The sequence below is a fragment of the Massilia varians genome, assembly GCF_027923905.1.
Taxonomy (GTDB): Bacteria; Pseudomonadota; Gammaproteobacteria; order Burkholderiales; family Burkholderiaceae_D; genus Telluria; species Telluria varians_B.
The window spans coordinates 1,477,139-1,496,055 of the sequence record NZ_AP026966.1 but is presented as its reverse complement, the minus strand read 5'-3'; the positions used below and the strand labels follow the sequence as shown (position 1 = coordinate 1,496,055).

Genomic DNA, 18,917 nt, shown 5'->3' with positions numbered 1-18,917 from the left:
ATTCGTTGCAAGAAAAGTCCGCCATGATGCCAGCAGACGGCCGAGTCGACCAGTCTGGCGAGCGTTTCGGGTCCCGATCCAAGTCAATTGACTCTTGTCAATATCCACGCCGCCCGGCGCGCGACCATGGAGATGCCGCCCGACATTTCGCAAGGAGCCGTCATGGAACCAGGTGCCCTCTTGCCGGACGAACTGGACACGTCCCGTGACCAGCCGCCGGTCCGCTTCATCCCCACGCCCAGCGCCCCCTATCAGCAGCACCGCCTCGCCCGGCTGCTCGAGCAGCCCGCCGAGCCATCCGACGCGCCGAAGATGGAATCCGGCCCGGACGACGAGCAGCTCGAGGCGCCGTCCCTGCCGCACGCCTTCGGTGCGCGCGTGCTGATGTGGAAGCAGGATCCCTCGGTGGGCGAGATCGGCACCCGCCGCGCCTACCTGCCCGGCCCGGTGCTGGCCGGCCCGCGCGACGCCCGCATCGCGCCAGGCAGCCCCGGCATCGATCCGGTCGAGCCGAACGCCCTGGGCGACTTCGTCACCCAGCCCGACACCCCCAGTTCGACGCGGTGCACACCTTCGCCGTGGTGCGCCAGACCCTGACCATGTACCAGCGCTCGATGCTGGCGGCGGGCCTGGACATGCCCCTGCCCTGGCAGTGGAACACCAGCATGGACACGCGCCCGCTGGCGGTCTACCCCTACGGCCTGCCCAACGTGATGAACGCCTTCTACAGCCGCACCCAGGCCTGCCTGAAGTTCGGCGACTTCATCCCCCCCGGCGTCGGCGGCGGCCCGGTCGACGAATCGGCGCGCGTGTACACCTGCCGCTCCTTCGACATCGTGGCCCACGAGACCGCGCACGCCGTGCTCGACGGCCTCAAGCCGCAATGGCTGCAGGCCGATGCCCCGCCCCAGACCGGCGGCCTGCACGAAGCCTTCGGCGACCTCACCGCGATCTTCCTGGCCCTGTCCCAGCTCGACCAGTGCGAGGCGGTGGTGGCCCAGACCAAGGCCTGGCTGCACGACAAGACCTACCTGGCCGACATCGCCGAACAGTTCGGCATGGCGCTGGGCGGCAGCACGGGCCTGCGCAATGCCGACAACGACCTGACCCTGGGCCAGGCCGGCACCCAGGTGCATGCGATCTCGCAGGTCTTCACCGGCGCCATGTACGACGTGCTGGCCGACATGTTCGCCTACGAGCGCAACCCCACGCAGGACGACTGCGCCGCCGTGCTGCACCGGGTGGCGGCCTACCTGCGCGGGCTGCTGCTGCGCGCCCTGATCGCCGCGCCCGACAGCGCCGCCACCTATGTCGACGTGGTCAACGAGATGCTGCGCCTGGTGCAGGAAGACGGCAAGCCGGCCGCCTACGCGGGCTTCATCCACAACCAGTTCGCGCGCCGCGACGTGGTCGAGCCGCCGCCGGAGGCCGCCGCATCGGCCGCCATGCCCCAGCTGGTGTGCGGCCCGCTGGCGCCCAAGGTCTGCGACAAGCCGGGCGCGCGCCAGGACCGCCGTTCCTGCTGCGGCACCATGAACCTGCCCGAGTACTACCGGGTGGACCGGGTGCTCGACAGCGAAGCCCAGGCGCTGGCGCGCTGGTGCGCCTCCAACGGCCGGCTCGGCGAATGCGTCGTTCCCGGGGCGGCCGTGGTGCCGGTGTCGGCATGAAGATCAGCGCGCGCGCCTGCGGCGGCTTCGCCGGGCTGGCCGAAGCCTACGACATCGACACCGCCGCCCACCCGGTCGGCGGCGAGCTCGAAGACCTCGTGCAGCGGCTCGACTTCTTCGCGGCGGCGCCGAGCTGCCCAGTCGGCGCCGACCTGCCGCGCTGGGAGATCACGGTCGAGGACGGGTCACGCTGCCACACCGTATTCCTGCGCGAAGACGGCAGCGGCGGCGACTGGCAGGCCCTGCTCGACCGCCTGCGCGCCAGCGCCTGAGCCGCCCGCCACCATGATGGCCCCAGCGCGGCGCCATCATGGTCTACATTTGCTTATATATATTGTGTATAAGCCTAATTTGTAGGAAAACCCGAATTGCCCTAAAATACAGTGCTTTGCAAGTCCCGCCAGCCGATTCAGCGCCAGGCGCCGCGACACTTCAACCAAACAATAGGACTGTTATGACCCACGTTGTCACCGAATCGTGCATCCGTTGTCGCTATACCGACTGCGTCGATGTATGCCCGGTAGATTGTTTCCGGGAAGGCCCGAATTTCCTCGCCATCGATCCCGACGAGTGCATCGACTGCGCCGTCTGCGTGGCTGAGTGCCCGGTGAACGCGATCTACGCGGAAGAAGACGTGCCGTCGGATCAGCAGCAATTCATCAAGCTGAACGCGGACCTGGCGCGTTTCTGGCCGTCGATCACCAAGACCAAGCCGGCCCTGCCAGACGCGGAAGAGTGGAAAGACGTCAAGGACAAGCTGGACCAGCTGGCCCGCTGACCATGACCGGCGCGGCCCCGCCCGGGGCCGCCGTCTGCACCGGCTCGTCAATCATGGCACACTAGCGGCCACGTCTCATCCAACCCCTCGCATCTACAGCCATACTCACAGAAAGTTCTAGCATGACTATCAGTGCCTCCCACGAAGCGGGCGCCATCGCTCCCAACAGCTCGTTCGCCGGCGCGATCGAAGCCGATGCCGTGATCATCGGCGCCGGTCCGGTCGGCCTGTTCCAGGTCTTCGAACTCGGCCTCCTCGAAATCAAGGCCCACGTCATCGATTCGCTGCCGGCCGTCGGCGGCCAGTGCGTGGAACTGTACCCGGACAAGCCGATCTACGACATCCCGGCCGTGCCGGTGTGCACCGGCCAGGAACTGACCGACAACCTGCTCAAGCAGATCGAGCCGTTCGAGCCGACCTTCCACCTGGGCCAGGAAGTCACCACCGTCCAGCGCCGCGAAGACAGCCGCTTCAACGTCGAGACCTCGACCGGCACCCGCTTCATCACCAAGACCATCTTCATCGCTGCCGGCGTCGGCTCGTTCCAGGCGCGCACCATGAAGGTCGACGGCATCGAGAAATTCGAGAACAGCCAGCTGTTCTACCGCGTCAAGGACCCGAGCCTGTTCGAAGGCAAGAACCTGGTCATCTGCGGCGGCGGCGACTCCGCCCTGGACTGGGCCCTGAACTTCGTCGGCAAGGCCGAGTCGGTCGTGCTGCTGCACCGCCGCGAAGACTTCCGCGCGGCCCCGGCCTCGGTGGCCAAGATGAAGGCCCTGTGCGACGAATACGAGATGCAGCTGATCATCGGCCAGGTCACCGGTTTCGACGAGACCGACGGCAAGCTCTCCGAAGTGAAGGTCACCGGCGCCGACGGCGTCACCCGCCGCGTCCCGCTGGACATGCTGCTGGTGTTCTTCGGCCTGTCGCCGAAGCTGGGCCCGATCGCCGAGTGGGGCCTGGACATCGAGCGCAAGCAGCTCAAGGTCATGGACACCGAAAAGTTCGAGACCAACGTGCCGGGCATCTTCGCCGTGGGCGACATCAACACCTACCCGGGCAAGAAGAAGCTGATCCTGTCGGGCTTCCACGAAGCCGCGCTGGCCGCCTTCGGCGCCGCGCCTTACATCTTCCCGGACAAGAAGATCCACATGCAGTACACGACCACCTCGCCAAAGCTGCACAAGATCCTTGGCGTCGAGACCCCCGTGTTCGACTGATCATCCGCTACCGCTAAAGAGATGCCGCCCGGCGCAAGCCCGGCGGCATTTTTCATTGCCGCTCGAGGCTGCGTTTAGTGTGGGTCAAACAACGGAAAGACGCTGTCGAACAAGGCCTACCTGCTTATGTGGGCGGCTTCACCGAGCAGTTTTGGGCAAATATGCTACAACTGAACTATGCACAAGGGATGTGAAAACGACTGTTTCCACAAGTAAATCACTATCCCCTATAATTGACTGAGAGCATGCATGCGTTGAGAAAATACGCGATTGCGACGCCCAGTCCACACGAAGGAAATATTTATGCTTTACCAACTGCACGAGATGCAACGCTCCTTCCTGACCCCGCTGATGCAGTGGGCAGATGCGTCCTCGAAACTGTTCTCGAACCCCGTTTCGCCCTTCGCGCACACCCCGTTCTCGCAGCGTATCGCCGCCGGCTACGAGCTGATGTACCGCCTCGGGAAGGACTACGAAAAGCCGGCATTCGGCATCAAGACCGTACCCATCAAGGGCGCCGACGTCGGCATTATCGAGCGCACGGTCGTCGAGAAGCCGTTCTGCAAGCTCATCCATTTCAAGAAAGACCTGAGCGACCAGGATTTCGCCGCGCTCGAGCAGCCCACCGTGCTGGTCGTCGCGCCCCTGTCGGGCCACCACGCCACCCTGCTGCGCGACACCGTGCGCGCCCTGCTGGTCGAGCATGACGTCTACATTACCGACTGGATCGACGCGCGCATGGTGCCCTTGTCGAGCGGTCCATTCCACCTGGACGACTACATCTATTACGTGCAGGACTTCATCCGCCATCTCGGCCCGGACGTGCATGTGATCTCGGTGTGCCAGCCGACCGTGCCGGTGCTGGCCGCGATTGCGCTGATGGCTACCAACAAGGATCCGAAGCTGCCCAGGACCATGACCATGATGGGCGGTCCGATCGACCCGCGCAAGTCGCCCACCGCGGTGAACGACCTGGCGGTCGAAAAGCCTTTCTCGTGGTTCGAGAACACCGTGATCTACTCGGTGCCGGGCAACTACCCCGGTTTCGGGCGCAAGGTCTATCCGGGCTTCCTGCAGCACGCCGGCTTCATCGCGATGAACCCGGGCCGCCATGCCCAGAGCCACCGCGAGTTCTACCAGCACCTGGTGCGCGGCGACGACGACTCGGCCGAGGCGCACCGCCAGTTCTACGACGAATACAACGCCGTGCTCGACATGCCGGCCGAGTACTACCTCGAGACCATCAAGACCGTGTTCCAGGAACACCGCCTGCCCAAGGGCACCTGGGAAGTCGGCGGCCAGCTGGTGCGCCCGCAGGACATCAAGACGGTGGCCCTGTTCACCGTCGAGGGCGAGCTGGACGACATCTCGGGCCTGGGCCAGACCCGCGCCGCGCACGACCTGTGCACCGGCATCCCGAAGGACATGCACCAGGAGTTCGTGGCGCCCAAGTGCGGCCACTACGGCATCTTCTCGGGCCGCCGCTGGCGCGAGATCATCTGCCCGAAGATCGGGGAGTTCATCCGCAAGCATGCGTGATGTAAAAAAGCCGGAGCGCGCTCCGGCTTTTTCGTTTGCGGCCGGCGGCGCGCGTCAGCGTCCCACCAGCACTTCCTGCACCACCCCGGTGGCGATCGCCACCAGCGCATAGTCATTCCCCGCCTGCACCCATTGGTGTCCCGGCGGCGGTTCCGTCAGGCGGTGCGCTTTCCAGTTCTCCACCACGAAGTGATGCGTCCGGTAGCGCGGCGGCAGCTGCTCGCCGCGCTTGAGCTGGCCGCTGGCCGCCACGCTGCGATACGGCCCGGGTTTGGCGGCCTGCCTGGCTTGCGCGCGCGCTTCCTGTTCGCCGCGCTGGTGCGCCTGGGCCGCGGCGCCACCGGCCAGCACCGCGGCGACGAGCACCGGTACGATGAGTTTGTTCATATGAGCTCCTCTTCAGCGTCGAGGCTCCAGTACATCACGCACCAACCCGGCAGTCTGTTCGCTCCAGCACGGAGAGCGTGGGATGCCAGTGGCATCCCACGCAACTTCGCACCCCCTCCGATTTTGGCGGATAATGTCGGCTTTGAACGCCTCACCTTCGCGCCGTGACCAAGACCCTTGCCGACCTGATCGAAGACGCACTGCCGCAGACGCAATGTACCAAGTGCGGCTATCCCGCATGCCGTCCGTATGCGGAAGCGATCGCGCGCGGCGAAGCCGAGATCAACCAGTGCCCGCCCGGTGGCATGGAGGGCGTGCAGCGCCTGTCCAGCGTCACCGGCCGTCCGGTCATCCCGATCAACCCGGCCAACGGCATCGAACGCCCGCGCCCGGTCGCCTTCATCGACGAGTCGCTCTGCATCGGCTGCACGCTGTGCATCCAGGCCTGCCCGGTGGACGCCATCCTGGGCGCGGCCAAGCAGATGCACACCATCCTGCCGAGCCTGTGCACCGGCTGCGACCTGTGCGTGGCGCCCTGCCCGGTCGACTGCATCTCGATGGTCCCGGTGACGGGCGAACGCACCGGCTGGGCCGCGTGGTCGCAGGAAGCCGCCGATGCGGCGCGCAGCCGCCATGACTTCCGCAGCGAGCGCCTGCGCCGCGAGAAGGAAGAAAACGACGCACGCCTGGCCGCCAAGGCGCTGGAGAAGATGCGCGCGGTGACAGCGGAGGCCGCCAATACGCCGGAAGAACTGGCGGAAAAGGAACGCAAGCGCGCCATCATCGCGGCGGCGATGGAACGGGCGCGCCAGAAGGCGGCCGCGAATGCGCCCGATGCGGCACCGGACAAAACGTAAGCAAAACTGATGAATTCCGCCAAACGTTTAGAAATATTCACGCGCTTTCGCGCCGCCAATCCCAAGCCGACCACCGAACTGGAGTTCAGCACGCCTTTTGAACTTCTGATCGCGGTGCTGCTGTCGGCGCAATCGACCGACGTCGGCGTCAACAAGGCCACGCGCCGCCTCTACCCGGTGGCCAACACGCCGCAGGCCATCCTCGACCTGGGCCTGGACGAACTCAAGTCCTATATTTCGACCATCGGCCTGTACAACACCAAGGCCGCCAACGTCATGGCGACCTGCCGCATCCTGGTGGAGCAGCATGGCGGCGAAGTGCCGCACTCGCGCGAGGCGCTGGAAGCCCTGCCCGGGGTGGGCCGCAAGACCGCCAACGTGGTGCTCAACACGGCCTTCGGCGAGCCGACCATGGCGGTCGACACCCACATCTTCCGGGTGGCGAACCGCACCAAAATCGCACCGGGCAAGAACGTCGACATCGTCGAGCGGAAGCTGCTCAAGTTCGTGCCCAAGGAGTTCCTGATCGATGCCCACCACTGGCTGATCCTGCACGGCCGCTACACCTGCGTGGCGCGAAAACCCAAGTGCTGGAACTGCCTGATCAAGGACCTGTGCGAGTTCAAGGACAAGACGCCGGCGCCCGCCGGCGTGATGGATCCGGCGGCCGACCTGGCCAGCCAGGCGGCCGAACTGGGCTAGCCGAGCCGCTGTTCCCCGGCCGCGAACGAGGCGCGCACGATGCGCCCGTCGACCACTTCATACACGCACAGCATCTCGACCGTGCCACGTCCTTCCGGGAAGTTGCGGGTCACGATCTCGAGGTCGGTGACGAAGTTGCCGAGGACCGAGCGCGTGAGCAGGCATGCATGCAGGTCGGGTTCAAGGAAGCGCTCCTGGTAGCGCGGGCGGATCTGTTCGTGCCCCTGTGCCAGCAGCGCACCGTGCAGCGCGAACTGCTGCGCATCCGGCGCGTAGGTGGCCATCAGGGCATCAAGGTCCTTGGCGTTGTAGGCGTCGAGCTGCGCCTGGACGACAGCGAGAGGGGAAGTCGGTTTCATCAGTTTATTAGTAGAGAAAACAGCGCCTACAGCAGCACCATGTTGTCGCGGTGGACCAGCTCCGGCCCCTCGACATAACCGAGGATGCGCTCGATCTCCGCCGAGGAATGGCGCATGATGCGCCGCACTTCGCTGCTGGTGTAGTTGGTCAGCCCGCGCGCCAGCGGCTTGCCCGCTTCGTCGATGCAGGTGATCACCTGGCCGCGTCCAAATTCGCCGCGCACCGCGACCACGCCGATCGGCAGCAGCGACTTGCCCTCGCGGGTCAGCTTCTGCACGGCGCCGGCATCGATCACGACTTCGCCGGTGGTGTGCAGGTGGTCGATCATCCATTGGCGGCGCGCGGTCAGGCGGCCGGTCGGCGCGGTCAGCTGGGTGCCGATCATCTCGCCGCCAGCCAGGCGCAGCAGCGCGTCTTCCTCGCGGCCCCAGGCGATGATGGTGTGGGCGCCCGAGCGCGCCGCGCGCTTGGCCGCCAGCACCTTGGTCAGCATGCCGCCCCGTCCGATGCTCGAGCCCGCTCCGCCGGCCATCGCTTCCAGCTGCGGGTCGCCCGCCTGCGCTTCCTGGATCAGGCGTGCGTTCGGGTCCTTGCGCGGATCGGCGGAAAACAGGCCGCGCTGGTCGGTCAGGATCACCAGCGCGTCGGCCTCGATCAGGTTGGCCACCAGCGCGCCGAGGGTGTCGTTGTCGCCGAACTTGATCTCGTCGGTGACGACGGTGTCGTTCTCGTTGATGATCGGGACCACGCCCAGGCGCAGCAGGGTGGTGAGCGTCGAGCGCGCGTTCAGGTAGCGTTCGCGGTCGGCCAGGTCGGCGTGGGTCAGCAGCACCTGGGCGGTCTGGACGCCGTGCGTGCGAAAACTGGTTTCGTAGATCTGCGCCAGCCCCATCTGGCCCACGGCGGCGCAGGCCTGCAGTTCGTGGATGTCGGTCGGGCGTGCGCTGAAACCGAGGCGCAGCATGCCTTCGGCGATCGCGCCCGAGGACACGAGCACAACTTCCTTGCCGAGGACGCGCAGCGCGGCGATCTGGGCCGCCCAGCGGGCGATGGCGGTATGGTCGAGGCCCCTGCCCTCGTCGGTGACGAGCGAGGAACCGACCTTGACGATGATGCGGGAGGCGTGCTGGAGCGCTGAGTGGTGAGCTGAGGTCATGGTGACAAGAATTTTCCTCGCGGCCGTAAGGCCAGCAGGGAAAGTCCTGCCAACAACTCGACCGCGCAGACTGCTAATAATACCCCCTTCGGCAGCCCGATCGCGAAAGCGGCGACGAGGCGCCCGGCCGGCTGGGCCAGGAGGAACAATGCGGTGAGGTCGACGAGGAGGGGCTGGTCGCCCTGTCTCGATGCCAGCAGCGCCAGCATCGCGGTAGCGAGGCGCATGCCCACGTAGACGGCGTAGAACTGGCTGTAGCCGTTGACGCCGACGAGAAAGATGCCCATCGCCGACGCAATGCGGTCGGGATCGAGCATGGCCGCCAGCGCCGCCAGTGAGCTGGCGGTGGCGATCATGTGCAGCAGCTGGCTGCGCAGCCAGCTGCGAGTGACGGACGACGCGGCCAACTTAGCGTCTCTTAATCCTCGAGAATCTTGAAACGCGGATCGTCCGGATCGATCGAATTGATGCCGCGCGCTTCCTCGGTCATGGCGGTTTCTTCGGCGCGCTGCTCGCTGGTGCGCTTCTCTTCGAGGTGCAGGTAGATCGCGTTGACCAGGTCCTGGCAGCCTTCGCGGTTCAGTGCAGAGATCTCGAACACCGGGCCTTTCCAGGCCATGCGCTTGACGAAGTCCTTGACGCGCTTCTTGCGCTCGGCTTCGTCGACCACGTCGAGCTTGTTCAGCACCAGCCAGCGCGGCTTGTTGAGCAGCTCTTCGTCGTACTTTTCCAGTTCCTTGACCAGGGCCTTGGCTTCCTTGACCGCATCGACTTTCTCGTCGAAGCCCGACAGGTCGACGATGTGCAGCAGCAGGCCGGTGCGCGCCAGGTGGCGCAGGAACTGGTGGCCCAGGCCCGCGCCTTCGGCCGCGCCCTCGATCAGGCCCGGGATGTCGGCGATCACGAAGCTCTTCTCGTGCGACACGCGCACCACGCCCAGGTTCGGGTGCAGGGTGGTGAACGGGTAGTCGGCGATCTTCGGCTTGGCGTTCGACACGGCCGTAATAAAAGTAGACTTGCCGGCGTTCGGCATGCCCAGAAGGCCCACGTCGGCCAGCACCTTCAGCTCCAGGCGCAGGGTGCGGCGCTCGCCGGCCTTGCCTTCGGTCTTCTGGCGCGGCGCGCGGTTGGTCGAGGTCTTGAAGTGGATGTTGCCCCAGCCGCCCTCGCCGCCCTTGGCCAGCAGTTCGGTCTGGCCGTGCTCGGTCAGGTCGGCGATGATCTCGCCGCTGACGTCGTCCACGATCAGCGTGCCGACCGGCATGCGCATGTAAACGTCCTCAGCGCCCTTGCCGTAGCAGTCCGAGCCGCGGCCCGGTTCGCCGTTGCGGGCGTGATGGGTCTTCGAATAGCGGAAGTCCACCAGGGTGTTGATGTTACGGTCGGCCACCACGTAGATCGAGCCGCCCTTGCCGCCGTCGCCGCCGTCCGGGCCGCCGAATGGGCGGAACTTCTCGCGGCGGAACGAGGCGCACCCGTTGCCGCCGTCGCCGGCGATGACTTCAATTCTTGCTTCGTCGATAAACTTCATGATGGTGACCGATAAAAACTAAAAAGGCCCTACCGTGGGCAGAGCCTTTCGATGGAAGGCTTGCGCCTTACAAAGAAGCGCCGTTCGAAAACGGCGCGTGTGCTTATTTAAGCAGCGACTGCTTCGTTAGCAACGACGGTCACGAACTGCTTCGAGCCCACGCCTTGCTTGACGAACTTGACGGTACCGTCGACCAGCGCGAACAGGGTGTGATCCTTGCCAGTGCCGACGTTGGCGCCAGCGCGCACCGGGGTGCCGCGTTGACGGATGATGATGCCGCCGGCGTTGATCGCCTGGCCGCCGTAGACTTTCACGCCAAGGCGTTTGCTTTCTGAGTCACGGCCGTTGCGGGTAGTACCGCCACCTTTTTTGTGTGCCATTTATTTGCTCCTTGATGAATGAACTTGGTGAATCGAACGGCAATTAGCCGTTGATCGACACCACCTGGATTTCGGTGAAGTTCTGGCGATGGCCCTGACGCTTCTGGTAGTGCTTACGACGGCGCATCTTGAAAATGCGAACCTTGTCGTGGCGACCGTGGGAAACAACTTTCACCAGGACCGAGGCACCTTCGACCAGCGGAGCACCAAACTTGATGCTGTCGCCCGCGCCGAGCGCGAGAACTTGATCGATGGTGAGTTCGGAACCAATGTCAGCAGGTATCTGTTCTACTTTGAGTTTTTCGCCAGCGACAACTTTATATTGCTTGCCACCGGTTTTTATGACCGCGTACATGATTGAAACCTCATCAAATGTTTAAAAGATTCCCACCGGCGTCGAGACGCTGGACTGTTCGGAAGCCGGGGAACAGGGGATTATACATAACTCGCTGCAGCGCGTCAAAAGGCCTTGACGATTCGGAAGAGATCGTGTTGTGGACGTAGCACAATGCCAACGCGCCCCGGACCGGCCTTCGCTCGTCCGTGCGAGCGATAAGCCATCCGTGGGACGCCCTCCCCTTGCATGACGTATAATCTCGCCACTTAACCAAATACTCACCGTTTATTGCAGGTTCGCCTTGTCAGCCGCTACCCAACACGCCCAGAACACCATTGCCCATTCGATCGCCACCGACATGGAGGCCGTGAACACGGTGATCCGACAGCGACTGCACTCGGAAGTGAGCCTGGTGAACCAGATTGCCGAGTACATCATCAGCGCGGGCGGGAAGCGGATCCGGCCGGTGCTGGTGCTGCTGCTGGCCAATGCCTACGGCTACAAGGGCACCGACCATCACGAACTGGCGGCGGTGGTCGAGTTCATCCACACCGCGACCCTGCTGCACGACGACGTGGTCGACGAATCCTCGATGCGCCGCGGGCGCCAGACAGCCAACGCCCTGTTCGGCAACGCCGCCTCGGTGCTGGTGGGCGACTACCTGTACTCGCGCTCCTTCGAGATGATGACCAGCCTCGACAACATGCGCGTGATGAGCATCCTGTCGCGCGCCACCACCGTGATCGCCGAAGGCGAAGTGCTGCAGCTGCTGAACATGCACGATCCGGACGTCACCCATGAGAGCTATCTGAATGTGATCCGCTCCAAGACCGCCAAGCTGTTCGAGGCGGCCGCCGAGCTGGGCGCCCTGGTGGGCGGCGCGGGCGACGAGCAGATCGCCGCGGCCGGCGAATACGGCCGCTCGCTGGGCACGGCCTTCCAGCTGATCGACGATGTGCTGGACTATGCCGGCGACGCCGCCGAGATCGGCAAGAACCTGGGCGACGACCTGCGCGAAGGCAAGCCTACCCTGCCCCTGATCTGGCTGATGGAAAACGGCACGCCGGAACAACGCCAGCTAGTGCGCAGCTGCATCGAGCATGGCGACGAAGCGCAGTTCGAAGCGGTGCTGGCGGCGGTGAGCTCGAGCGGCGCACTGGCCTATACCCGCCAGCAGGCGGAACAGGCTGCGCGCCGCGCGGCCGAGGCAATTGCCGGCCTGCCGGAGAGCGTCTACAAGGCGAGCCTGCTGCAGCTCTGCAGTTTCGCTGTTGACAGGAACCATTGAGCCGAATATAGTAATGCCTTCCCGAGATTTCGGTAACGAAGTCTCAAACAGTCGGGGTGTAGCTTAGCCCGGTAGAGCGCTACGTTCGGGACGTAGAGGCCGGAGGTTCGAATCCTCTCACCCCGACCACCGAATTCGAAAGCCAGATCAACCGCAAGGTGATCTGGCTTTTTTGTTTTGGCGAGCGCCAGCCTGCACCGGTCCGCTGTCAGTCATTGAGCGTCAAGGTGTCCACGCCCTCCTTTGCATCGGTGCTCAGGACATCTTCGCCGTTAAAGGCACCCGGACCAGCGAGTGCGGCTCACTGCTGGTCGCTGACGACTGTTGCTGTTCGTCAAAGTAGCGGCCCCACCCCTGACTAGATTGGAGTCTTCGCCTATAAGACTCACATCGAAGGGGATGGCATGATCATCAGATATGAAATCACGCTTGGGGCCACTACGACTGCTGGGGGCAAGGTCATCTCTGCCGATCCTTTCACGACAATCAACGGCGTTCCGGTCGCGCACGAGGACGATCAGGTGTCGTGCCCGGCATGCAACACGGTCGGCGTCATCAAACCGGACGGTCCCCGGCTCAGCGACACCTTCAACGGGAAACAATTGGCCTTGAGCGGCGACCTGTGCATCTGCAAATGCAGCCCGCCACCGCGCCTGGTCGAAAACCAGACCTATGCCTGCCAACAGTTCGACGGCGACTGGCACGCCGGGCAAGCGGGTGCTGCCGGCGCAGCTGCGGCAACGCTCAACGAAACCGGAGGCAGCGCAGCCACCGAATCCGATGGTATCGCGCTGGTGCTGCTGGACCCGGATACCGACGAACCCTACAGGCATCGCCGCTACAGGCTTCAACTCCAGGACAGCGTTATCGAGGGAACCACCAACCGGAACGGGGCGACACGACCCCTGACGGCCCAGGAGCACGCGGCCTTCATCCAGTGGCACGTCGATAACGACACCGCCCCTGCCTGATCCAGCTGAGCGGGCCGCAGTCCTGCGACGGGTTGCGGCCGCCCGATGCCCATGAGGAGCGCCCTGTGCCCACGACCTACGTCCCCGGCAAGCCCAATCCGTACTTCCCCAAGCATCAGTACCACGGCATCGCGATCGGTCAGAACCTTCAGCCAATCCGCGAATGTCGCGTGCATCACTACGTCGGACCAGCTGCGACAGTGAAACAGGGACTTCTGAGCTATCAGTTGAGCCCTGAACACCTGTGGAGGACCTTCCAACAGGAGGCGGAGGACATCATCGCAGTCAACGGTAACATCATCGAGGACGACACGGAGCGGAACAAGCGCATCAACGCGGCCTACGCCAGGCTGTGGCTGGCCGATAACCGCTTCCAGTGGGCCGGGCTGGCGGCGTTCGCGTCGAAACAGGTAGGGTGCGGCCTGCTCCATGCCCGGCAGTTATCGGACAAGAGCAGCGATGAGCTCCGCTCCGTCGTGAACTGGGCGGGAAACAGCACGGAGGCGGCCGGAATGAGCGCGATGCCGGTGACGATCAGGAACGGCGCGGACGACATGCTTGCACGTCTGGGGTTCGGGAACATGCACCTTTTTCTCGACATCTACCCGCTGCACCGTTTCTACATGGAGCGTGGCTCAAAGGAGTTCCAGACCTATCTCGACAGGAGGCAAGCCATCGCCAACAGGCAAGGTGCTGCCAAGAGGATCAAATGGGACGTTGAGAACCAGTTGAAGTTCGGGTTCCCCTTCGGCGAAATCAAGACGGGCTTTGAGCGGATCGCAGAAGGAAATCCCGCAGAAAGCGTCAAGGCCCTCGCTTGGCATGAACAGGTGAATGTTCTCCAGGCCATTATGTACAACGATCCACGGATGCAGGCCGCGCTCGCCAACAATCAGCTGGCTTGGGCGATAGGGTTCCCGTCCGGCGTGTACATGGAGGTTCAACTCACCCTGTCAGCGCAGTGCAAACCGAAAGCTGGCTTGACCTCGTACTTCCCCCGCCTGAAAGACGCGAAGCTTTGGGTAGTCGAGGAACGGATGAAGTTTGTCTACAAGGCCGCCGACCGCTTCAACGAACTGCTGAGAGGAAGGGAGTGGCCTTATGTCGAAGCGTCAATGCTCAAGATCGCCTCGGGAGGGGGCGTAGCGTGAAGCGCCGCAATCTCGTGCTGGTACTTGTGACCGTTGCGGCTGTGCTCGGGCTCGGCGCTTGGCAGCGGTCGCCCGCCCCGGCGGCAGCGCCCACCATGCTGTCGTTCAGGGTCGGGCAGAGTTTTGAGGAGGTGGTGAAAGCATCAACCTACCCGGTCTTGAGCCTGTCAGTATTTCTGTGTGGAACGGGGTCATGAAATAATCTCGAAAGGACTGTTCCATGACCGAAGTGATGACCACCAAAAAGCCCAAGAAACAGAAAGCCGCATACCCATTCCCGGTCGAGCTGATCGACCAGTTGCTCGCCCAGGTCGAGAACAAGGACGCCGAATCGATCCTCGGTGAAGCTGGCCTGGCCGGACAGCTCAAGAAGATGCTGGCCGAGCGCATGCTGTCGGCCGAGCTGAGCCATCACCTGGCCAGCGAGGGCGAAGGCAGCAAGAATCACCGTAACGGCAGCAGTCCGAAGAAGGTGCTGACACCGGGCGGCGAACTCCATCTGGACATTCCACGTGATCGCCTGTCGAGCTTCGAGCCCAAGCTGGTGGCCAAGCACCAGCGCCGGATGACGGGCTTTGACGATCACGTCATCAGCATGTACGCGCGCGGCATGAGCGTGCGCGAAATCCAGGGGCATTTGTTGGAGCTGTACGGTACCGACGTCTCGCCAGACCTGATCTCGACCATCACCGACGAGGTTCTCGAAGAGGTCAATCAATGGCAGCAGCGGCCACTCGAAGCGATGTACCCGATCGTCTATTTCGACGCGCTGCGCCTGAAAATCCGGGACGAAGGCACCGTCAAGAACAAGGCCGTCTACCTGGCCTTGGGCATTCGTGCCGATGGCCGCAAGGAGGTGCTGGGCCTGTGGATCGAGCAAACGGAAGGAGCCAAGTTTTGGCTGAAGGTTTTCAACGAACTGAAGAACCGAGGACTGGAGGACATCCTGATCGCCGTCGTCGACGGCCTGCGCGGCTTCCCTGAGGCCATCGAGGCGGTATACCCGCAAGCGCAGATTCAGACCTGCATCGTACACCTGATTCGCAACTCGACAACGCTGGCAGCGTGGAAGGACCGCAAGGAGCTGGCGGCGGCCCTGAAGCCCGTCTACCAGGCTGCCAATGCTGACTTGGCTGAAGCGGCGCTTGACGCGTTCGCGGCCGGGCCATGGGGCACCAGATTTCCGACGGTGGCAGCGATGTGGCGCCGCCAGTGGCAGCAGGTAATTCCCTTCTTCGCCTATCCGCCGGAAGTGCGCACCATCATCTACACGACCAATGCCATCGAGAGCTTGCATATGCGCCTGCGAAAGATCGTCAAGAACCGCGGCCACTTCCCCAGCGACGAAGCAGCAACCAAATTGTTGTTTCTGGCCTTGCGCAATATCGAGAAAGATTGGAAGATGCCGCAGCGTACCTGGAAACAGGCTGCCAATCAGTTCGCCATTATGTTCGGCGAGCGCTTCACGAACGCAATTACCTAACTACGAATTCTGGCCCCGCACACAGAATTTCTGACAGGTCCCCGGTCTTGGAACGATCAAATCATCCCAGCGAAACCACATCGCTAACCGGAGACACCATCGTCAAGGAACCGGCGGTCATCCTGTGTTTCAACGACCCACAGCACGGATTCATCCTACCGCCGACGAAGTTCGCGTTCGTCGGCTACCTGCATAACGTCGTTGATACTGTTTCCACCTCGCCAATGCTGGACAAGTTACCCTTCGATCAGGCAGTAGCGATTCTGGAGAACCTGCAGAACCAGTTCAAGGCGGGCGGCTGGGAACCATGGGCCGACAATGGCAGCAAGTGGTTCGACCTGACGCCGGAAGGCAAGAAGCGACTGTACCAGCGGATATTCGAGCCAGGTTACAGCCAGTCGGCAGAGTTGCGTGTTCCGAAGAAGTACGGCATGACATTCCGGCTCAAGTGCACCGATGGCTGCTGGCCCGACGAGAAGCCGCCTTACCTTTTCCTCGTTGACGTGGGCCTTAGCATGGACACCGTTGGACGGGAACCGGGAGCCCCTAACCCGTGGGATAAGTCTTTCCTCGGCAACGAGGTATCCAATGCGCCGGCGCGGTTCAGGTGCCCGGCTGGTCCGACTGCGAACAAGATGCCATAGATGCAACACGAGTAGTAAGGCCCCTCCCACGCCGATCGCGATGCGCAGGAATTGCTCGGCCGTCGCTCAGCTCGGCAGTCCCGCACTCATCCCTAGTCGAGCTTCATAGCACCTGCCTCGTCGGCGCTCGCCTGCCGCCGGCGCTGCTCGGAGCGCCTTAAGCCTCGGTTCATGCACCCTGCATAGGAAAGGATTATATCTGCATAGGAAAGGATTATATTCAAGATATCTCGCACGCCGTAGACACCCCGCATCACACCGCGTCGATATGTGCAGCGGTGTCACGGCCACATAAGGAAGGAATGAAAATGCGACTCTCGCGACTCGTCCCTGCCGCGCTGGCAGCAATGGTTCTCTCCCATACAGCAAATGCCGCCGAGCCGAGCGCCGGCGAGCAGCAAATCCGCCAGCGCGCCGCCGCGGTCGAGCCGCAACTGATCAAGTGGCGACGCGACATCCACCAGCATCCCGAGCTCGGAAACCAGGAAACCCGCACCGCCAAACTCGTGGCCGACCACTTGCGCCAGCTTGGCCTGGAGGTGCGCACCGGGATCGGCATCACCGGCGTGGTCGGCATCCTCAAGGGCGCCAAGCCGGGCAAGACGGTGGCGCTGCGCGCCGACATGGATGCGCTGCCGGTCAAGGAACCGGCCGGCCTGCCTTTCGCATCCAAGGCCAAGGGCAATTACCAGGGATGAGAGGTCGACGTCATGCATGCGGCCACGATACCCACACGGCCATGCTAATGGCGACCGCAACGGTGCTCTCGGGCATGCGCGACAGCCTGGCCGGCACCGTGATGTTCATCTTCCAGCCCGCCGAGGAAGGTTCCAGCACCTTCCTGCCCGGCACCGGCAAAGCCTGGGGCGCCAAGCTGATGCTCGATGAGGGCCTGTTCAAGCAGATCAAGCCGGATGCGATACTGGTCATGCACGTCATGCCGGGCCGCTCGGGCGAGATCAGCTGGCGTACCGGCCCCATCACGGCCGCCAGCGACTCGCTCGACATCAGCGTCACCGGCAAGCAAGGACATGGCGGCATGCCATGGAATACGATCGATCCGATCGTGACCTCGGCGCTCGTCATCAACGGCCTGCAAACCGTGGTGAGCCGGCAGGCCAACCTGACGGAGTCTCCCGTGGTGGTGACCGTCGGCACGATCAATGGCGGCACCGGCCCGAACATCGTTCCCGAAACGGTGAACATGACGGGAACGATTCGCAGCTATGGCAAGAAAGTTCGCGGCGACGTCGTGGCGGACATCAAGACCAGCGCACAGAACATCGCCGCCAGCACCGGCGCGGAAGCGAAGGTTACCATCGTCCCGATGTACGATGCGGTGGAGAATCAAAAAGCCCTGGCCGACAGCATGCGGCCGGTGCTGGAGCGCGCTGCCGACGGCAAGGTCTCGCAGGCGCTCCTGTCAGGCGCATCGGAAGATTTTTCCTTCTTCTCCGAACAGGTGCCGGGACTGTATGTCTTCCTGGGCATCACGCCCGATGGGCAGGATCCTGCCAAGGCGGCGCCCAACCACAATCCCAAGTTCTTCGTCGACGAAAAGGCCCTGGTTGTCGGGGTACGGGCCATGTCCATGATGGCGCTCAACTACCTTGGGGGCGGCAACCAGGTGGCGGCGAAATAACAGCCGCTCATGCACGACGGCGGCGGGCCGCCGTCATGCCGAGGGCGGCAAGCCCTATCAGGGCCATGCTGGCGGGTTCCGGCACGTTCACCGGGGCAAGCTCGAAGCTGATCGTGTCGATCGCCATGTTCGACGCGCCGGTAATGCGTACGTGCGCAATGTTGGTCGCACGCCCTATCACGTGCTTGACCGAGCCGGGCATGGCGTACGAGGTCAACGGCACCGAAGCCTGTTCCAACAGCACATTACCAGAGTCAAAGTAATTGACCGTGAGATTGATGTTGCCGAAATTGCCGTGGATGAGGTCGAAGGCCAGGTTGTAGACGGGCGCAGTGAACAACAGGTCGATGAAACCGTCCTTGCTGCCGTACAGGTTCGCGCCGGATGTCTGGAGATTGTTCCAGCCACTCGCATTCATGACCCGGCCGCTTTCTCCGCCGGAGACCGTCAGGTCGGCATAGACGGCTACCCTCACCTCGCTGCTCGTGTAACAGCAGCTCACGGGCGGTGAGGTGTAGTTGTCGAAATCGCGCACGATCGGCGTGGCGCTTGCCTGGAAGGGTGCGAGCATGCCGGTGCCGATGAGCAGGCCGGCAAACAGAGCGGCGGGCGAAGTACGCATGACAGTTCCTTGATGGTTGGTTTGAATGCGGAACTCATGGTCAAGCAAATTCAGGACCAGCGCTAAAAATGCATGCTGCGTCAAGTACTTGGCTTTTCCTTCAATACATAAGTAGTTACGACTGTAAATATTTCCGACAGGCCTTCCGCTCCTTTCGATACCTCAGCTATTCACAGTGGCGACAATGAGACATTCGCCA

At 63.3% G+C, this 18,917-nt stretch carries 23 protein-coding genes and 1 tRNA gene; 16 read left to right on the top strand and 8 right to left on the bottom strand.

The window, feature by feature from the left end; genetic code table 11:
• The first annotated feature begins 162 nt into the window (after positions 1-162).
• The 6 genes from MasN3_RS06950 (at position 163) to MasN3_RS06925 (ending at position 5,207) form a co-directional block, all read left to right on the top strand.
• The gene (locus tag MasN3_RS06950; RefSeq protein WP_281913208.1) at positions 163-597 is read left to right on the top strand and encodes a hypothetical protein; all 435 of its coding nucleotides are present in this window, start codon (positions 163-165) and stop codon (positions 595-597) included.
• On the top strand, positions 564-1,670 hold the full coding sequence (locus tag MasN3_RS06945) for a hypothetical protein (RefSeq protein WP_281913207.1): 1,107 nt from the start codon (positions 564-566) through the stop codon (positions 1,668-1,670). Before MasN3_RS06950 ends, MasN3_RS06945 begins: the two co-directional genes overlap by 34 nt.
• Positions 1,667-1,942 carry a protealysin inhibitor emfourin gene (locus tag MasN3_RS06940; protein WP_281913205.1) on the top strand — a complete coding sequence of 92 codons (276 nt, stop codon included), beginning with the start codon at positions 1,667-1,669 and terminating at the stop codon, positions 1,940-1,942. Before MasN3_RS06945 ends, MasN3_RS06940 begins: the two co-directional genes overlap by 4 nt.
• A 182-nt stretch (positions 1,943-2,124) precedes the next feature.
• The gene (gene fdxA / locus MasN3_RS06935; RefSeq protein WP_027865906.1) at positions 2,125-2,448 is read left to right on the top strand and encodes a ferredoxin FdxA; all 324 of its coding nucleotides are present in this window, start codon (positions 2,125-2,127) and stop codon (positions 2,446-2,448) included.
• A 122-nt stretch (positions 2,449-2,570) separates the two neighbouring features.
• Positions 2,571-3,668, top strand: coding sequence for an NAD(P)/FAD-dependent oxidoreductase (locus tag MasN3_RS06930; protein WP_281913204.1), 1,098 nt, complete (start codon positions 2,571-2,573; stop codon positions 3,666-3,668).
• A gap of 303 nt (positions 3,669-3,971) precedes the next feature.
• Positions 3,972-5,207 (top strand): polyhydroxyalkanoate depolymerase, encoded by a 1,236-nt coding sequence (locus tag MasN3_RS06925; RefSeq protein WP_281913203.1) that lies wholly within the window; start codon positions 3,972-3,974, stop codon positions 5,205-5,207.
• A 54-nt stretch (positions 5,208-5,261) separates the two neighbouring features.
• On the opposite strand, the gene MasN3_RS06920 is transcribed toward MasN3_RS06925, so the two are convergent.
• Positions 5,262-5,594 (bottom strand): RcnB family protein, encoded by a 333-nt coding sequence (locus MasN3_RS06920; RefSeq protein ID WP_281913202.1) that lies wholly within the window; start codon positions 5,592-5,594, stop codon positions 5,262-5,264.
• 164 nt (positions 5,595-5,758) lie between these two features.
• Between MasN3_RS06920 and rsxB the strand changes: the two genes are divergently transcribed.
• Positions 5,759-6,451 (top strand): electron transport complex subunit RsxB, encoded by a 693-nt coding sequence (rsxB, locus tag MasN3_RS06915; RefSeq protein WP_281913200.1) that lies wholly within the window; start codon positions 5,759-5,761, stop codon positions 6,449-6,451.
• Positions 6,452-6,460: 9 nt separating this feature from the next.
• Complete coding sequence (gene nth, locus MasN3_RS06910; RefSeq protein WP_281913199.1) at positions 6,461-7,153, top strand: endonuclease III; 693 nt, start codon at positions 6,461-6,463, stop codon at positions 7,151-7,153.
• Here nth and MasN3_RS06905 read toward each other — a convergent pair.
• From MasN3_RS06905 to rplU, 6 genes are all read right to left on the bottom strand, one after another.
• Positions 7,150-7,512, bottom strand: coding sequence for a nuclear transport factor 2 family protein (locus MasN3_RS06905; RefSeq protein ID WP_281913198.1), 363 nt, complete (start codon positions 7,510-7,512; stop codon positions 7,150-7,152). The two genes, nth and MasN3_RS06905, sit on opposite strands and share 4 nt — an antisense overlap.
• A 26-nt stretch (positions 7,513-7,538) precedes the next feature.
• Complete coding sequence (gene proB / locus MasN3_RS06900; protein WP_281913197.1) at positions 7,539-8,669, bottom strand: glutamate 5-kinase; 1,131 nt, start codon at positions 8,667-8,669, stop codon at positions 7,539-7,541.
• Positions 8,666-9,025, bottom strand: coding sequence for a hypothetical protein (locus tag MasN3_RS06895; RefSeq protein WP_281913196.1), 360 nt, complete (start codon positions 9,023-9,025; stop codon positions 8,666-8,668). The genes proB and MasN3_RS06895 overlap by 4 nt, the downstream gene beginning before the upstream one ends.
• 62 nt (positions 9,026-9,087) lie before the next feature.
• Positions 9,088-10,200 carry a GTPase ObgE gene (gene obgE / locus MasN3_RS06890; protein WP_281913195.1) on the bottom strand — a complete coding sequence of 371 codons (1,113 nt, stop codon included), beginning with the start codon at positions 10,198-10,200 and terminating at the stop codon, positions 9,088-9,090.
• Between the two features lie 107 nt (positions 10,201-10,307).
• On the bottom strand, positions 10,308-10,580 hold the full coding sequence (gene rpmA / locus MasN3_RS06885) for a 50S ribosomal protein L27 (RefSeq protein WP_005668438.1): 273 nt from the start codon (positions 10,578-10,580) through the stop codon (positions 10,308-10,310).
• Positions 10,581-10,623: 43 nt separating this feature from the next.
• Entirely contained in the window at positions 10,624-10,935 is a 312-nt protein-coding gene (gene rplU / locus MasN3_RS06880; protein ID WP_027865917.1) for a 50S ribosomal protein L21, read from the bottom strand.
• A gap of 283 nt (positions 10,936-11,218) precedes the next feature.
• Here rplU and ispB point away from each other — a divergent pair, with 283 nt between their 5' ends.
• From ispB to MasN3_RS06845, 8 genes are all read left to right on the top strand, one after another.
• Positions 11,219-12,205, top strand: coding sequence for an octaprenyl diphosphate synthase (ispB, locus tag MasN3_RS06875; protein ID WP_281913193.1), 987 nt, complete (start codon positions 11,219-11,221; stop codon positions 12,203-12,205).
• Between the two features lie 52 nt (positions 12,206-12,257).
• Positions 12,258-12,334, top strand: a tRNA-Pro gene (locus MasN3_RS06870).
• A 275-nt stretch (positions 12,335-12,609) separates the two neighbouring features.
• Positions 12,610-13,176 carry a PAAR domain-containing protein gene (locus tag MasN3_RS06865; protein WP_281913192.1) on the top strand — a complete coding sequence of 189 codons (567 nt, stop codon included), beginning with the start codon at positions 12,610-12,612 and terminating at the stop codon, positions 13,174-13,176.
• Between the two features lie 65 nt (positions 13,177-13,241).
• Positions 13,242-14,327 carry a DUF2515 family protein gene (locus MasN3_RS06860; protein WP_281913191.1) on the top strand — a complete coding sequence of 362 codons (1,086 nt, stop codon included), beginning with the start codon at positions 13,242-13,244 and terminating at the stop codon, positions 14,325-14,327.
• Positions 14,328-14,559: 232 nt separating this feature from the next.
• Entirely contained in the window at positions 14,560-15,810 is a 1,251-nt protein-coding gene (locus tag MasN3_RS06855; RefSeq protein ID WP_281913402.1) for an IS256 family transposase, read from the top strand.
• A 47-nt stretch (positions 15,811-15,857) separates the two neighbouring features.
• Positions 15,858-16,454 carry a hypothetical protein gene (locus MasN3_RS06850; protein ID WP_281913190.1) on the top strand — a complete coding sequence of 199 codons (597 nt, stop codon included), beginning with the start codon at positions 15,858-15,860 and terminating at the stop codon, positions 16,452-16,454.
• 308 nt (positions 16,455-16,762) lie between these two features.
• Positions 16,763-17,152, top strand: a complete 390-nt coding sequence (locus tag MasN3_RS25195; protein ID WP_307730407.1) for a hypothetical protein — start codon at positions 16,763-16,765, stop codon at positions 17,150-17,152.
• 47 nt (positions 17,153-17,199) lie between these two features.
• A complete protein-coding gene (locus MasN3_RS06845; RefSeq protein ID WP_307730406.1) occupies positions 17,200-18,096 on the top strand; it encodes an amidohydrolase in 897 nt (298 codons plus the stop codon).
• 7 nt (positions 18,097-18,103) lie between these two features.
• Here MasN3_RS06845 and MasN3_RS06840 read toward each other — a convergent pair whose 3' ends face one another.
• Positions 18,104-18,802: a PEP-CTERM sorting domain-containing protein gene (locus tag MasN3_RS06840; protein ID WP_281913189.1), complete on the bottom strand. Its 699-nt coding sequence runs from the start codon at positions 18,800-18,802 to the stop codon at positions 18,104-18,106.
• Between the last annotated feature and the right edge of the window lie 115 nt (positions 18,803-18,917).